We start from the raw sequence: 15,062 nt of genomic DNA, 5'->3' as shown, positions 1-15,062 counted from the left end.
GCCTGTATCCTGGCCGGGTGAGCGCTCCCGAGGTCGCGGCGATCCGTGCCACCGTCGCCGCCGAGCTGGCGCGCCACGGCCGGCGCCGGCTCGACGTCGCGTTCTCCGGAGGCCCCGACTCGTCGGTGCTGGCCGACGCCGCGGTCGCCCACCTGGGCGCGAGCGCGGTCCGGCTGCTGCATGTCGATCACGGCGCGGCGGCCAGCGCCGCGGCGGTCGCGCACGTCCGGGCCTGGGCCGCGGCCCGGGGCCTGGCGCTGGCGGTGGTCGCGATCGAGGTGCCGCCTGGGCCGTCGTGGGAGGCCCAGGCCCGGGGCGCCCGCGACCAGGCGCTGGTGGCGCTGGCCGGCGACGAGCTGATCGCCACCGGCCACACCGCCAGCGATCAGGCCGAGACCGTGCTCCTGCGGCTGGTGCGCGGCACCGGCCCCGACGGGCTCGCGGCGATCGCGCCCCGGCGCGGGCCGTTCATCCGGCCGCTGCTGGTGCACCCGCGCGCGGCGATCCGCGCCTACGTCGACGCGCTCGGGCTCGCGCCCTGGCACGATCCGATGAACGACGATCCGGCGTTCACGCGGGTCTGGCTGCGGCAGCAGATCGTGCCGGCGCTGGCGGCGCGCAACCCGCAGATCGAGCGGGCGCTGGCCCAGCTCGCGGCCCAGGCCGCCGACGATCGCGTCGCCCTGGCGCCGGCCGTGGCGGCGGTGGAGGCCGCGGTGGTCGACGCCGACGATCGCCTGGGGTGCGCGCCGCTGGCCGCGGCGCCGGCGGCCCTGGCCCGGCGGGTGATCGCGGGGTGGCTGGCCCGGCACGGCCGCAGCTACGAGCACGCGGCCGTGGTCGCGGTGCTCGAGCTGGCCCGGGCGCCGACCGCCGGCACCCGCGGCCTCGACCTCCCGGGCGGCCGGGTCGAGCGGATCTACGACGCGCTGGTGATCGCCGGGCCCGCGGCCGCGGCCCCGCCGCTGCGCGCGCTCGGCCCCGACGGGCCCTACCAGATCCGTCCGTGGCAGCCCGGGGATCGCATGCGGCCGGCCCGGCTGCGCGGCGGCTCGCGCAAGCTGTCCGATCTGTACGGCGACCTCAAGGTGGCGCGCGGGCTCCGCGCCGGGGCCCGGGTCGTGATCGCGGCCAGCGGGGCGATCGCCTGGGCCGAGCACGTCGGGCCGGCGTGGCAGACGACGATCGTCGTGCGCGCCGACCTGCCCGAATAGTCAGGTCCTTTCGACGATCCGTGGGTGGTCGGGGAGGGCTGGCCGGGTATACTCGCCCACGAGCGTCGTCCCGACGCCTAGGCGGTTCGTCCCTTGCGCCAGTCCACCAAGACCATCCTCATCTGGCTGATCCTGATCGTCGTGTTCGTGAGCGTCTACTCGATGTTCACCGACTCCTCGAGCAGCAAGAAGACGATCGACGCCAGGACCTTCAACGCGATCCTCACCGACGAGGCCAAGGCCCGGGCCGATCGCAAGGCCGCCGGCCAGCCCGACGCCGACTCGGCGATCGAGCTGATCCGGGTCACCCCGGGCGAGCACCAGGACGCCAAGTTCGTCATCACCTACCGCACCCAGACCGAGAAGGCCGTGGTCCAGGGCACCTGGAGCGAGCAGGACATCGCCGCGCTCAAGGCCTCGGGCATCCCCTACAAGATCGAGAAGCGCGAGGAGGGCTCGGTCTGGCCGCAGCTGCTGCTGTCGTGGCTGCCGATGCTGCTCTTGATCGCGATCTTCTTCTTCTTCATGCGGCAGCTGCAGTCGGGCGGTGGCAAGGCGATGAGCTTCGGCAAGTCCAAGGCCCGGCTCCTGACCGACAGCCAGAACCGCATCACGTTCAAGGACGTGGCCGGCGTCGAGGAGGCCAAGGAGGAGGTCGAGGAGATCATCGCGTTCCTCAAGGACCCCAAGAAGTTCACCAAGCTCGGCGGCCGCATCCCCAAGGGCGTGCTGATGATGGGCTCGCCCGGCACCGGCAAGACGCTCCTGGCCCGGGCGATCGCCGGCGAGGCCGGCGTGCCGTTCTTCTCGATCTCGGGCTCGGACTTCGTCGAGATGTTCGTCGGCGTCGGCGCCAGCCGCGTCCGCGACCTGTTCGAGCAGGGCAAGAAGAACGCGCCCTGCATCATCTTCATCGACGAGATCGACGCGGTCGGCCGCCACCGCGGCGCCGGCCTCGGCGGCGGCCACGACGAGCGCGAGCAGACGCTCAACCAGCTGCTCGTCGAGATGGACGGCTTCGAGTCCAACGACGGCGTGATCATCATCGCCGCGACCAACCGCCCCGACGTGCTCGACCCGGCGCTCTTGCGCCCGGGCCGCTTCGACCGCCGGATCGTCGTGCCGCGGCCGGATCTGCGCGGCCGGATCGGCATCCTCAACGTCCACGTCCGCCGGGTGCCGCTGTCGGCGTCGGTCGACCTCGAGGTCATCGCCCGCGGCACGCCCGGGTTCTCGGGCGCCGATCTCGAGAGCCTGGTCAATGAGGCGGCGCTGATCGCCGCGCGCCGCGACAAGGACAAGGTCGACATGGTCGACTTCGAGGAGGCGAAGGACAAGGTGCTGATGGGCGCCGAGCGCCGCTCGATGATCATCTCCGACAAGGAGAAGCGGACCACCGCCGTCCACGAGGCCGGCCACGCGCTGGTGGCGCGGTTCGTCGGCGCCGAGGCCGACCCGGTGCACAAGGTCACGATCATCCCGCGCGGCCGGGCCCTGGGCCTGACCCAGCAGCTGCCGGTCGAGGACCGGCTGAGCATGACCCGCGAGTTCGCGCAGAACACGATCTGCATCCTGATGGGCGGCCGGGTCGCCGAGGAGATCATCTTCGGCCAGAAGACCACCGGCGCCGGCAACGACATCGAGCGGGCCACCGAGCTGGCGCGGTCGATGGTCACCGAGTGGGGCATGTCCGACGAGTTCGGGCCGCTCAACTTCGCCGGCGGCAAGCAGGAGGTGTTCCTGGGCCGCGACTTCGCCTCGGGCGAGCGCCACAGCGAGGACACGTCGCAGCGCATCGACGCCGAGATCCGGCGCATCGTCATGCACCAGTACAAGCGGGCCACCGAGATCCTGACCCACCACCGCGGCGAGCTCGAGCGGGTCAGCGACGCGCTGCTCGACTACGAGACCATCGACGGCGACGACATCGACGTGCTGCTGTCGGGCAAGGCGATGACCCGGCCGCTGCCGGTGTCGCGCAAGAAGCCGGCCGACGCCCCGCCGCCCAAGGACAGCGACGACAAGCGCCCGGCGGTGATGCCGCCGGTGGCCGCCGAGCCGGTCTAGCGCCGGGCCGGGTGCGCGCGCAGCCGCCAGCGGGCGAGGCCGAGCCGCCGGGCGTCACCCTGGCCGCGCTGGGCGAGGTGGGGCGGGGCGCCGGTCCGCGGGGTGGCCGATGAGCCTGCCGCCGTTCGCGATCCGCGCCCGCGGCAACCCGTGCGGCGCGCGGACGATCGCGCTCGACGAGCCGCTGATCATGGGCGTGGTCAACGTCACACCCGACTCGTTCTCTGACGGCGGCCAGCTGGCCGACGCCGCGGCCGCGATCGCCCACGGCCAGGCGCTGTGGCACGCGGGCGCCGACATCCTCGACGTCGGCGGCGAGGCCACAAACTGGCGGGCCCAGCCGGTCACCGCGGCGGTCGAGCTGGCGCGGGTGGTGCCGGTGCTGATGGGGCTGGCCGCGACGACCGGCGCCCTCCTGTCGATCGACACCACCAAGGCCGAGGTCGCGCGGGCCGCGATCGCCGCCGGCGCCGACCTGGTCAACGACGTCTCGGGCGGGCTGTTCGACCCCGACATCGTCACGGTCGCCGATGACGCCGGGGTCGGCTACGTGCTCGGGCACCTGCGCGGGCGCACTCTGGCCGAGGTGTTCGCGGCCGAGGCGCCGGCCGCCTGGACCGAGGTCCGCGACGAGCTCGGCGCCCGGCTCGCGGCGCTGCCCGCCAGCCTGGCGCGGCGCACGATGGTCGATCCGGGCATCGGCGTCGGCAAGGGCGCCGACGCCGCGACCAACCTGGCGCTGCTGGCGCGCGCCGGCGACCTGGCCGCGGCGCTGGGCCGCCCGATCGTCGTCGGCCCGTCGCGCAAGCGGTTCCTGGCCCGGGTGCTGGGCGAGGCGTCGCTGCCGACCGAGCCGGCGGCGCGGCAGGCGGCGCTCGACGACGCCACGATCGGGGCCTGCCTCGCGGCGGTGGCCGCCGGCGCCCACGTCGTCCGGGTCCACGCCGTCGGCCGGGTGCGGGCCGCGCTGACCGCCTTCCGCGCGGTCGCGGGCGGGTGAGCCGCGTCACCATCGCCCCCCCCCCCCCCCCCCCCCCCCCCCCCCCCCCCCCCCCCCCCCCCCCCCCCCCCCCCCCCCCCCCCCCCCCCCCCCCCCCCCCCCCCCCCCCCCCCCCCCCCCCCCCCCCCCCCCCCCCCCCCCCCCCCCCCCCCCCCCCCCCCCCCCCCCCCCCCCCCCCCCCCCCCCCCCCCCCCCCCCCCCCCCCCCCCCCCCCCCCCCCCCCCCCCCCCCCCCCCCCCCCCCCCCCCCCCCCCCCCCCCCCCCCCCCCCCCCCCCCCCCCCCCCCCCCCCCCCCCCCCCCCCCCCCCCCCCCCCCCCCCCCCCCCCCCCCCCCCCCCCCCCCCCCCCGCCCGCCGCCGCGCCGCCGGCGCGCCACCCCGTCGCCGCCTCGCCGCCGCCTCGCCACCGCGTCGCCGCCTCGCCACCGGCGCGTCGCCGCGTGCGCACCTGCGATCAACGCACCGTCGCGGCACTGTTTCGTTGCCATGGTCGGCGCGCGCGTGTAGCAACGTAAAAGGCGCCGAGCGCCGCGCGTCATGACTGGACCCCTGACCTCGATCCTCGATCGCCTCGGCTCGCGCCCCGCGTGGGTGACCGTGATCGATCTGGCCCTGGTCTACTTCCTGATCTACCGGGCGCTCCTGACGATCCGCGGCACCCGCGCCGCGCAGATGGTCGTCGGCATCGTCCTCGTGGGCGCCGGCTTCTACGCCGCCCGCCGGCTCGAGCTGACCGCGGTGTCGTGGCTGCTCGACAACGTCATCAACTACCTGATCCTGATCGTCATCGTCGTGTTCCAGGCCGACATCCGCCGCGCGCTCGGGCGGATCGGGCAGGGCGTCATCCCGCGCGGCAAGGGCGACAACGCCGGCGAGCTGGTCGACGAGGTCACCGCCGCGGTGGCGCAGCTGGCCCGGGCCCGGCGCGGCGCGATCATCGTGATCGAGCGCGAGGGCGACGTGGCCAACTTCGTCGACGACGCCACCCGGCTCGACGCCCGGCTGTCGCGGCAGCTGCTCGTGACCCTGTTCGTGCCCGCGGCCGACAACGAGCTCCACGACGGCGCGGTCGTGATCGGCAAGAGCCGGCGCATCGAGCTGGCGCGGGCGCTCCTGCCGCTGTCGCGCGCGGCGGAGCTGGGCCCCGAGCTCGGCACCCGCCACCGCGCGGCCCTGGGCATCACCGAGGACACCGACGCGATCGCGGTGGTGGTGTCCGAGGAGCGCGGCCAGGTGTCGATCTGTTACCGCGGCCACATCGCCCGGGATCTCGATCCCGCGACCCTGCGCCGGGCCCTGCACGAGCTGCTCAGCGCGGGCGCGCACGAGGTGGTCGCGGCGGCCGAGATCGGGTCGGCGGTGGCGTCGCTGGGGCAACGCGAGCGCGCCCTGGGGGGCCCGTGACCCCGCGCGAGGCCGAGCGCCCGCCGGCCCGCATGGGCTGGCTGCGGTCGATGTTCGTCGAGCACCTCGGCGTGAAGGTGCTGGCGGCGCTCTTGACCGCGACCGTGTTCCTGCTGGTCGGCTCCGACGAGCAGCGCGAGATCACCGCGCGGGTCGGGGTCGCGTACGTGCTGCCCGAGGGCAAGGTGCTGGTGTCGGAGCGGATCGACGAGGTCAAGGTGACGATCAAGGGGCCGTGGCGGCGGATCAAGCGCTTCGACGAGCGCGAGCTCGATCGGGTCACGCTCGACGTCACCAAGGTCCGCGGCGGCGAGGTGCCGATCACGCCGGACCTGATCGACGCGCCGGATGGGCTGGTCGTGACGTCGGTCACGCCCCAGGCGGTGCTGGTCGCGTTCGAGAACCGGATCGAGCGCGAGGTCGACGTGGCGCCGAGCCTGGTCGGTCGCCCCGAGCTCGGCTACGCGGTGTTCGCCGGCGAGGTCCGGGTCGAGCCCAGCCGGGTCAAGGTGCGCGGCCCCGAGGGCGTGATCTCGGCGATGAGCCAGGTGCGGACCCAGGATCTGCCGATCGACGGCCGCAGCCGGACGTTCCAGACCGAGGCCGCGCTGATCCCGCCGCGCTGGGTCGAGATCGACTGGAAGGGCACGGTCGCCGTGGCGGTGCCGATCACCGGCCGCTGGACCGGTCAGGCCCGGGTGATCGCGGTCGGCGAGCCGCTCGATCCGACCAAGCTCGCGCTCAGCCCGGCCCTGGTCGAGGTCGAGTTGACCGGGCCCCGCGACGCGATCGATCGCCTGCTGACCGCGGGCGTGCACCCGACCGCCCGCGTGGCCGAGAAGCCGAGCGCCGGCGACGTGGTCGAGGTCGCGGTCGACGGCGTGCCATCGGGCGTGCAGGTGGTGGTGCGGCCGACCGAGGTCCGGGTCACCCGGACCAAGTGAGCGTCGGGCGCGCCCGGGGCCCGTGCCGCGCAGGCGAGCGCCGGCGACGTGGTCGCGGTCGCGGGCGCGGTCGACGGCGTGCCGAGGTCCGGGTCACCCGGACCAAGTGAGCGTCGGGCGCGGCCGGGTTCCGTCGGGGCGGGGCGTCGTGCTACGCACGGCCATGGCACAACGCAGGCTGTTTGGAACCGACGGCGTCCGTGGGGTCGCCAACCTCGAGCCCATGACCGGCGCCACGGTGATGCGGCTGGGGATGGCGGTGGCGGCGCGGCTGCGCCAGCCCGGTCGGCACACCCGGATCGTCATCGGCAAGGACACCCGGCTGTCGGGCTACATGTTCGAGAGCGCGCTCGCGGCCGGCATCGTGTCGATGGGCGCCGACGTCTGGGTCACCGGGCCGCTGCCGACGCCCGGCATCGCGTTCATCACCTCGTCGATGCGGTGCGACGCCGGCGTGGTCATCAGCGCCTCGCACAACCCGTTCGAGGACAACGGCATCAAGCTGTTCGCCCGCGACGGGTTCAAGCTGCCCGATCACGTCGAGGCCGAGATCGAGGCGCTGATGGAGTCGCCCGAGCTCGACGGCCAGCGGGCCGGGTCCTCGGACGTCGGCTACAGCCGCAAGATCGAGGACTCGCGCGGTCGCTACGTCGTCTACTGCAAGGCCACGTTCCCGGCCGACCTGACGCTCGACGGCCTGACCGTCGTCGTCGACGGGGCCCACGGCGCCGGCTACCGCGTCGGCCCGGCGGTGTTCGAGGAGCTCGGCGCCAAGGTCATCGCGATCAACACCAAGCCCGACGGCAAGAACATCAACGAGAAGGCCGGCGCGCTGCACCCCGAGGACATGAGCCGGGCGGTGCGCGAGCACGGCGCCCACGTCGGCGTCGCGCTCGACGGCGACGCCGATCGCCTGGTGCTGTGCGACGAGCACGGCGCGGTGGTCGACGGCGACGCGGTCATGGCGCTGTGCGCGACCCGGATGCTGGCCGAGGGCCGGCTGGCCAAGGGCACGCTGGTCACCACCGTCATGTCGAACCTCGGCCTCGAGCGCGCGGTCAAGGCCGCCGGCGGCAAGGTCGTGCGGACCCAGGTCGGCGATCGCTACGTGGTCGAGGAGATGCGCCGGCACGGCTACAACCTCGGCGGCGAGCAGTCGGGCCACCTGGTGTTCCTCGACCACGCCACGACCGGCGACGGCATCATCGCGGCGCTACGCGTGCTCGCGGTGATGGTGCGCGAGGGCAAGCCGCTGTCGGAGCTGGCGCAGGTGATGACCCGGTCGCCGCAGGTGCTGGTCAACGTCAAGGTCGATCGCAAGCGCCCGCTCGAGGAGCTGGCCGCGGTCGGCGACCTGATCCGGGCGGTCGAGCGCGACCTCGGCGACGACGGCCGGGTGCTGGTGCGCTACAGCGGCACCGAGGCCAAGGCCCGGGTGATGATCGAGGGCCCCGACGAGGACGCCATCCGCGTCCAGGCCCACAGCATCGCCGACGCGCTGGTCGCGGCCTGCCGGGCCTGACCGCCGGACCTGCGCCGGCGCGCGAGACCGATGAACGCGGGCTGGCAGCGCGGATGCGGACGCCGGGCCTGGCTGCTGCGCTGCCAGGGCGTCGGCCCGGCCGGAGACGTGCAGCCATCCCTCACCACGATCCCACGTGGCCTGCGCGTCACGCCGGCGGGGCGAGCTGAGCGCAATCGTCGCCGCGCCCGCTCAGCGGCGGCTCCGCTTCGTGATCGCGCGGACGGCGAGTCGGTCGACGCCGCGATAGATCGCGGGCAGCGGCGGCGCCGCCGCGATGAGCGGGAGCGACGTGTGGTCGCCGATGCCCCGCAGCGCGCAGATCGCCGACGCCCGCGCGTGCGGCGACGGGTCGCGGGTCAGCTGACGGTGGAGGAAGCGCCGGGCGAGCGCAGCGGCGGCGGGGGGAAGCACCGGCGCGGCCTTGAAGGAGCAGATCAGGTTCAGCGCGTCCGCGATCGCGCGCGCGTCGGCCCGCGTCGCGGCGCGCGCGCCGGCGCGGGCCAGCCACGCCACGCTCGCCGGCGTCTGGACCCGCGCGAGCAGGCCGCAGCAGAAGGCGAGCCCGCCGGGCCGTCGGCGCATGGCGTCGAGCCCCGGAGCGCCGCGCTCGAGAAAGGCGCAGACGACGTCCGCCCAGCGCCCCAGCGGCGGGCGCCGCCCGTGGCCACCGCGGCCGCGCGACCAGCGGTGCTCGGCGGCCAGCGCGCGCAGCCCCGCGGCATCGGCGCGGCTCCCGAGGCGCGCGACCTCGAGGAGGTCCTCGACCTCGACGTCGCGGGTCACGGTCTTCCGCCGCAGCGTCTTCCACCGAGCCGCCGTGAGCGCCATGCCCTCGAGCTTGGTCCAGCCGAGGGGGGCTGGCTATTGTCCCGAGCCGGGAAGCGAGCTCGGCGCCCCGCAGCGCGCGATCGAACACCGCGGCTTCGTCGACCGACCCGAGCAGCGTGTTCAGATCGGCGAGCCCGCCGGAGAAGTTGGCGGCGCCGATCGAGAATCCGGACTCGGCGAGCCCGCCGAGGTGGACGTGGGTGTGCTCGTCGTACCTGTTGACGTCGTGGCTGCCGGTGATCAGCGCGCGGCCGCCGGGGCCCACAGCTGAGCGAGCGCGCGCTGGACGCCGAGGTCAGGCCACAACATGCGCACTGACGATCAGCGACGGCCGAGCCTGCCGCGGTGCGCGCGACGGGTGGGTCAGGGGCGGACACACGCGTCGAGGTCGACGACGCGCGCCACCAGCCGCGCGCCATCTTCGAGCTTGAGCCATTGTCGCCCGTAGGGCTCGATCGCAACGACGCCGTTGCGGTCGGCGTCGCCGATGCGCTCGGGGAGGACGGCGCCAGCGGCGAGCTCGCCGATCTCGGTGCGGGCGCCGGCGTGCTCGACGAAGATCGGCACGGCGCGCGCGCAGCTCCCGCGGTGCGGTGCAGGCACGGTGACCTTGGCGCCGTACCGTCCGGGCTCGCCGTGGATGCCGTAGCCGGATCCGACAACACCCGACGACAACATGAGCGAGGGGATCCACCCGGTCACCAGGTGATCGATCCCGTCGGCGAACACCTGCGTGTAGCTGCCGCGACGGCGCCCGGTCGCGACGGCGATGTCGGCGCGCAGCGTCGCGACCACGGCCCCACGGGGTTTGGCGGAGAGCGGCGCGGGGACGCTGGTGATCAGGCGCGGCGCGGCCGCGCGCGGCGCGACGGGCGGCGCGAAGTGGACCGCGGTGGGCGAGAGGCGATCGCACGGGAGCTCGGCCGTGACCTCGGTCGGCGCTGCCAAGGTCGCGCTCACATCGAGCGACACCTCGAGCCCGCCGGTCCGCCCGAGCCCGCGCCACCCCAGCCGCGCATCGGAGCGCGGATACACCACCTCCACCAACGGGGTGGCGCGCGCCAGGTAGAGCGATGGCTGGTGGACCCACGCCGTGACGTGCAGGTGCGAGCGGGCGAGGCGCGCCACCATGCCACCGGCGATGGCTGGCGCGAGCAGATCGGCGTCCTCTTCGAGGACCATCGCGAACGGCGCGCCGTCGCGGGTGACGCTGAGCGAGCCGTACCACGCCGGCCGCGGCCACAGGCACGCGGGCAGCCCCGTAGGAATCTCGACCGAGCCGGTGGGCAGATCGGCGGGCTCCGCGGCAGCGTCGCGGCGATCATCGAGGACGGCGCGGCGCCCCGAGTCACCGCCGGCGTCGACGCTGGTCAGCGCTCGGTCGGCGGCGGTGGGGCGCGTCGATCTGGTTCCACATCCGACCGCGCCGAGGACGAGTCCGCAGACGACCCGCGATGCCACCATCGCTTGAGCCTACCCCGATCTCGAAGCCGCGAAGCCGGACCGCGACGACCTCGGCCAGGGCGAGGGTGGCGCGATCTCGCTCGAGGAGCTCGACGTGGTGTGCGCCTTCCTGGCGACGCCGCGCGGGGGCGGCATCCTGGGCCGCGCTTCGAAGGGGCGGGTGGTGAACGTCGGGCAGAAGCGCGGCCTCACAGCGGCGTCGGCCCTGGTACGACCATTGCTCCACCGGGATCCGATGCGCTCCTGGCCCGTCCATGTCCTCGTGATCGCGCTCGCCCGCGCGGCGCTCGCCGACGAACCCGTCGAACCTTCGACACCGGCGGCGGCGCCGCCGCTGCCGCCGATGTCGTACGAGGTCGAGCTGACCCGGGCCACGATGGCGGCGCTGGCGCCCCACACCGGCTGGAGCGCGGGCGGGTTCGCGAGCGCGGCCGCCGCCGCCGAGCGCGGCGGCCGCGCCCAGACCGTGATGGTCGGCGGCCAGCTGGCCACGCCCGGCATCTCGGAGCGCTGCCGCTACCTGCGCGCGCGCGGCGCGGTCTACGCCGTCGCCGACGGCGACGCCCGCCACCGCAGCGCCGACGTCACCACCTCGGTGTGCCTGTTCCGCAACGACGTCGTCGACGTGGCCGCGCCCGGCCTCGCGATCGAACACCACGTCGCCTACGACGTGCAGCCGTCGCTGGCGGCGCGCCGCACCCTGCTGCGCCGCCACTACACCGGCCAGAGCGTGCGCATCGACGGCTCGATCTTCGAGGGGCGCGACGCGACGCTGCCGTACGCGTCGGCGCTGTTCCCGTACCACGTCGACGTCGACGCGACCGCGCAGGGCGACGCCCACCAGACCACGTGGGGCTTCTCGGTCGAGGGCGTGCGCATCACGTCCCCCGAGACCATCATCACCGGTGATCCGCGCCGGCCCGACGCCGTGGTCCACATCCCGGCCGACGAGCTCGCCATCCTGGGCCTGTTCCTGCGCACGGCCTCCGCCGGCGAGCACGAGCTCACCGTCGGCGGCCTCGACTTCGGGCGCCTCGACAACCTGCGCGTCGGGGCCGGCGTCTCGATGAGCTTCCAGTTCGGCCTGGCGATGGGCAGCATCGTGCGGCGCACCGCGGGCGCCGACGGCATGGACGAGCTGCACGAGGAGCGCGACGTGTTCACGCCGCGGGGGACGGTGTCGGCGGCGCAGCACCGCGACGACTTCACGTGGAGCGCGAGCTACACCCGCGACGCCTACCCCACCGTCGACGGCGCGCTCGCGATCGAGGATCGGCTGGCCGCCACGCTCGAGGCCCGCCGCGGCGTGCCCGGCGTGCAGCTGGCCGGCTTCGCGGCCCACACCCAGCTGTACGAGATCGGCGGCGGCGGCCGCGGCGACTGGATCGCGGGCGGGTCGGCCGCGCGCGCGTGGGCGCTCGGTGATCACCTCTCGCTCCAGCTCAGCGCCGAGGCGGCCCGCTCGTACTACGCGCGCCTCGACGGCGCTGCGGCCCCGACGCCGGAGCTGGCCGCGCGCGTGCTCGCGCTGGTCAGCGGCCACCTCGGCACCCGCTGAGCCCGCAGGTCGGTGTCGTCGAGCTGCATGAGGTGATCGGGGCAGCGCGCGAGGATGTCGCGCGAGGTCGGTCGGGGGCGGTCGGCGCGCCGGGTTGACGGCGTGGGCACCAGGCGCGATCGTCGTCGCGATGCAACCAGTGATCACCGCGGCCGAGGCCCGGGCGCTCGACGCCGCCACGATGGGCGAGGTCGGGCTGCCGGGCGTGGTCATGATGGAGGCGGCGGGGCGGGGCGTCGCGGCGGTGGTGGCCGACGAGGCCGCGCGCCGCCCGGGGCCGGTGGCGGTCGTATGCGGCGGCGGCGGCAACGGCGGCGATGGCTTCGTCGTGGCCCGGGTGCTGCGCGCGGCCGGCGTCGACGCGGTCGCGTACGTCGTGGTCCCGCGGGCGCGCATCGGCGGCGACGCGGCGGTGCACCTGGGCGCGTACCTGGGCTCGGCCGGCGTCGCGCTCGACGCGCTCGACGGCGCCGGGCTGGCGACGTTGACCGCCGCGCTGGCCCGGGCCGCGATCGTGGTCGACGCGGTGTTCGGTACCGGCGTGACCCGGCCGATCGAGGGCCACCTGGCCGCGGTGATCGAGGCGATCAACGCCGCGCCGGGTCGGCGGATCGCGATCGACGTGCCGAGCGGCCTCGACGCCGACACCGGCCACGCCCGCGGCGTCGCGGTGCAGGCCGACGTCACCGTGACGATGGCCGCGCCCAAGCTCGGGCTGGCGATCGCGCCGGGCTGCGCCGCGGCCGGGCGGGTGATCACCGTCGACGTGGGCGTGCCGCCGACGGTGCTGGCGGCCCTGGCGCCGCGGGCCGCGCTGGTCGAGCCGAGCGACGTCGCCGGCTGGCGGCGCGCGGTCGATCCGCTGGCGCACAAGAACCGGCGCGGCCACGTGCTGGTCGTCGCGGGCTCGCCGGGCAAGCGCGGGGCCGGCCGCCTGACCGCGATCGCCGCGCTGCGCGCCGGCGCCGGGGTGGTGACCCTGGCCGGGCCCGGCGACGGTGAGCTGGCGGCGCCCGATCCGATCATGACCGCGACGCCGACCACCGCGGCCGACGTCGCGGCCCTGGCGGCGGGGAAGCAGGCGCTGGCGATCGGCCCGGGCATGCTCGACGACGCCCGCGGCCGGGCCTGGCTCGACGCGGCGCTGGCGGCGGCGGTGCCGTGCGTGATCGACGCGAGCGGCCTGGGGCACCTGGTCGGTCGCCTCGAGGTCGTGGCGCAGGCGCGCGGGCCGGTGGTGCTGACGCCGCACCCGGGCGAGGCGGCGCGCCTGCTGGGCGTGACCCCGCGCGAGATCGAGGCCGATCGTCCGGCGGCGGTGCGCGCGCTGGCGGCGGCGACGCGCGCGGTCGTCCTGCTCAAGGGCCCGCGCACGCTGGTGTGCGACGGCGCCGCAGGTGGCGACACGATCGCGATCAACCCGACCGGCGGCCCGGCGCTCGCCACCGCGGGCTCGGGCGATGTGCTCACCGGGGTCATCGCCGCGCTGCTCGCGGCCGGTCACCCGCCGCGGGTGGCGGCGTCGCTTGGCGCCTATGTCCACGGCGCCGCCGGCGACGCCCTCGCGCTCCGGCTGGGCCTGGGGGGGGTGGCGTCGGATCTGCCCGAGGCGATCGCGGCGGCGCTGGCTGACCCCGGGTGATGTGGGGATCCGGCGACGCCGGGTCGATCAGGATCGGGAGCCGGCGCGCGGGTCGGGTGTCAGCCGATCGGGAGCCGGCGCGCGGGTCGGGTGTCAGCCGATCGGGAGCCGGCGCGGGCGTCGGGTGTCAGCCGATCGGGAGCCGGCCCGATCGGGAGCCGGCGCGCGGGTCGGGTGTCAGCCGATCGGGAGCCGGCGCGGGGGTCGGGTGTCAGCCGATCGGGAGCCGGCGCGGGCGCCGGGGGTCAGCCGATCGGGAGCCGGCCCGATCGGGAGCCGGCGCGCGGGTCGGGTGTCAGCCGATCGGGCGCCGGCGCGGGCGCCGGGTGTCAGCCGATCGGGAGCCGGCGCGGGCGCCGGGTGTCAGCCGATCGGGCGCCGGCGCGGGCGTCGGGTGTCAGCCGATCGGGAGCCGGCGCGGGCGTCGGGTGTCAGCCGATCGGGAGCCGGCGCGCGGGTCGGGTGTCAGCCGATCGGCGGGCGCGGGCCGGATGTCGCCGCGTCTCGATTGAGACGCGGCGTGTGTCTCCTGGGCGCCGCGCGATCCAATCTCTTTATGTTCCGATATCTTGCGAGTGGCATCGGGGTTGCTCTTAACGCTCCTCATGCCGCGCACCCCCGCCACCAAGCCTGCCGCTGTCCCCGCCCGCTCCGAGATCCGCCGCCGGCCCGAGGCGGCGCCGCGCAGCCTGCGCTGCCCGGCCCACCCGACCTACGAGGTGGCGTGTCTGCCGATGTCCGGCGAGCTGTACGCCGCGGCGCTTCGGCTGACCCGCAACCCCGACGACGCCCGCGATCTGGTGCAGGAGACGCTGCTCCGCGCGATGGTGGCGTGGGGCCGCTTCGAGGAGGGGACCAACGTCCGCGCGTGGCTCTACCGCATCCTCACCAACAGCTTCATCAACATCTACCGCAAGCGCCGCCGCCACCAGCGCTTCGCCACCGAGCGGCCCGGCGACACCCGCATGGCGGTCTACGGGACCGCCGACGACCACGCCGCCGACCCGACCGAGGCGCTCACCGCCGACCAGCTCTCCGACGAGGTCAAGGCCGCGCTGGCCGGCCTGGGGCCCGACTACCTCGAGGTGGTCGCCCGCGCGGACCTGTCCGGGCAGCGCTACAAGGACATCGCCGACGATCTGGCGGTGCCGATCGGCACGGTGATGTCGCGGCTGTTCCGCGCCCGCCGGCAGCTCGAGGGCGAGCTGACCGACTACGCCGCGCGCGACTGGGGCCTGCGGAAGGCGGCGTGAGCGGCTGCGCCAGAGCGGCGTGAGCGCCTGCGCCAGCGCGGCGTGAGCGCCTGCGCCAGCGCGGCGTGAGCGGCTGCGCCACCGCGGCGTGAGCGGCTGCGCCACCGCGGCGTGAGCGGCTGTGCCAGAGCGGCGTGAGCGGCTGCGCCACCGCGGCTCCTCGC

At 75.7% G+C, this 15,062-nt stretch carries 12 protein-coding genes; 10 read left to right on the top strand and 2 right to left on the bottom strand.

Features of this window, described 5'->3' with window-relative positions; genetic code table 11:
- Window positions 1–17: 17 nt before the first annotated feature.
- The 6 genes from tilS to IPL61_00310 all read left to right on the top strand — a co-directional run bounded on the left by tilS (window position 18) and on the right by IPL61_00310 (window position 8,150).
- Complete coding sequence (gene tilS / locus IPL61_00335; GenBank protein ID MBK9029787.1) at window positions 18–1,214, top strand: tRNA lysidine(34) synthetase TilS; 1,197 nt, start codon at window positions 18–20, stop codon at window positions 1,212–1,214.
- A gap of 93 nt (window positions 1,215–1,307) precedes the next feature.
- Entirely contained in the window at window positions 1,308–3,281 is a 1,974-nt protein-coding gene (ftsH, locus tag IPL61_00330; protein ID MBK9029786.1) for an ATP-dependent zinc metalloprotease FtsH, read from the top strand.
- A gap of 109 nt (window positions 3,282–3,390) precedes the next feature.
- Window positions 3,391–4,281 carry a dihydropteroate synthase gene (gene folP, locus IPL61_00325; GenBank protein ID MBK9029785.1) on the top strand — a complete coding sequence of 297 codons (891 nt, stop codon included), beginning with the start codon at window positions 3,391–3,393 and terminating at the stop codon, window positions 4,279–4,281.
- Between the two features lie 536 nt (window positions 4,282–4,817).
- The gene (locus IPL61_00320) at window positions 4,818–5,684 is read left to right on the top strand and encodes a TIGR00159 family protein (GenBank protein ID MBK9029784.1); all 867 of its coding nucleotides are present in this window, start codon (window positions 4,818–4,820) and stop codon (window positions 5,682–5,684) included.
- Entirely contained in the window at window positions 5,681–6,628 is a 948-nt protein-coding gene (locus IPL61_00315; protein ID MBK9029783.1) for a hypothetical protein, read from the top strand. Before IPL61_00320 ends, IPL61_00315 begins: the two co-directional genes overlap by 4 nt.
- Before the next feature lie 163 nt (window positions 6,629–6,791).
- On the top strand, window positions 6,792–8,150 hold the full coding sequence (locus IPL61_00310; GenBank protein MBK9029782.1) for a phosphoglucosamine mutase: 1,359 nt from the start codon (window positions 6,792–6,794) through the stop codon (window positions 8,148–8,150).
- A 192-nt stretch (window positions 8,151–8,342) separates the two neighbouring features.
- Here the strand turns inward: IPL61_00310 and IPL61_00305 are convergent, their stop codons facing one another.
- On the bottom strand, window positions 8,343–8,981 hold the full coding sequence (locus tag IPL61_00305; protein ID MBK9029781.1) for a hypothetical protein: 639 nt from the start codon (window positions 8,979–8,981) through the stop codon (window positions 8,343–8,345).
- Here IPL61_00305 and IPL61_00300 point away from each other — a divergent pair.
- The gene (locus tag IPL61_00300; protein ID MBK9029780.1) at window positions 8,971–9,252 is read left to right on the top strand and encodes a hypothetical protein; all 282 of its coding nucleotides are present in this window, start codon (window positions 8,971–8,973) and stop codon (window positions 9,250–9,252) included. The genes IPL61_00305 and IPL61_00300 overlap by 11 nt on opposite strands.
- Window positions 9,253–9,344: 92 nt before the next feature.
- Here IPL61_00300 and IPL61_00295 read toward each other — a convergent pair whose 3' ends face one another.
- On the bottom strand, window positions 9,345–10,445 hold the full coding sequence (locus IPL61_00295; protein ID MBK9029779.1) for a hypothetical protein: 1,101 nt from the start codon (window positions 10,443–10,445) through the stop codon (window positions 9,345–9,347).
- A 235-nt stretch (window positions 10,446–10,680) separates the two neighbouring features.
- On the opposite strand from IPL61_00295, the gene IPL61_00290 reads away from it, so the two are divergent.
- From IPL61_00290 to IPL61_00280, 3 genes are all read left to right on the top strand, one after another.
- Window positions 10,681–12,003: a hypothetical protein gene (locus IPL61_00290; protein MBK9029778.1), complete on the top strand. Its 1,323-nt coding sequence runs from the start codon at window positions 10,681–10,683 to the stop codon at window positions 12,001–12,003.
- A 130-nt stretch (window positions 12,004–12,133) separates the two neighbouring features.
- On the top strand, window positions 12,134–13,645 hold the full coding sequence (locus tag IPL61_00285; GenBank protein MBK9029777.1) for an NAD(P)H-hydrate dehydratase: 1,512 nt from the start codon (window positions 12,134–12,136) through the stop codon (window positions 13,643–13,645).
- A 605-nt stretch (window positions 13,646–14,250) separates the two neighbouring features.
- Window positions 14,251–14,898, top strand: coding sequence for a sigma-70 family RNA polymerase sigma factor (locus IPL61_00280; protein MBK9029776.1), 648 nt, complete (start codon window positions 14,251–14,253; stop codon window positions 14,896–14,898).
- The last annotated feature ends 164 nt before the right edge of the window (window positions 14,899–15,062 follow it).

The sequence above is a fragment of the Myxococcales bacterium genome, from assembly GCA_016717005.1.
Classification (GTDB): Bacteria; Myxococcota_A; Polyangia; order Haliangiales; family Haliangiaceae; genus UBA2376.
This window is presented reverse-complemented; position numbering and strand designations above follow the sequence as displayed.

Bases quoted from the DNA above. Each gene is read 5' to 3' on its own strand.
- folP (MBK9029785.1), top strand. From the start codon at position 3,391: ATGAGCCTGCCGCCGTTCGCGATCCGCGCCCGCGGCAACCCGTGCGGC.
- IPL61_00320 (MBK9029784.1), top strand. From the start codon at position 4,818: ATGACTGGACCCCTGACCTCGATCCTCGATCGCCTCGGCTCGCGCCCC.
- IPL61_00310 (MBK9029782.1), top strand. From the start codon at position 6,792: ATGGCACAACGCAGGCTGTTTGGAACCGACGGCGTCCGTGGGGTCGCC.
- IPL61_00305 (MBK9029781.1), bottom strand. From the start codon at position 8,981: ATGGCGCTCACGGCGGCTCGGTGGAAGACGCTGCGGCGGAAGACCGTG.
- IPL61_00295 (MBK9029779.1), bottom strand. From the start codon at position 10,445: ATGGTGGCATCGCGGGTCGTCTGCGGACTCGTCCTCGGCGCGGTCGGA.
- IPL61_00290 (MBK9029778.1), top strand. From the start codon at position 10,681: ATGCGCTCCTGGCCCGTCCATGTCCTCGTGATCGCGCTCGCCCGCGCG.
- IPL61_00285 (MBK9029777.1), top strand. From the start codon at position 12,134: ATGCAACCAGTGATCACCGCGGCCGAGGCCCGGGCGCTCGACGCCGCC.
- IPL61_00280 (MBK9029776.1), top strand. From the start codon at position 14,251: ATGCCGCGCACCCCCGCCACCAAGCCTGCCGCTGTCCCCGCCCGCTCC.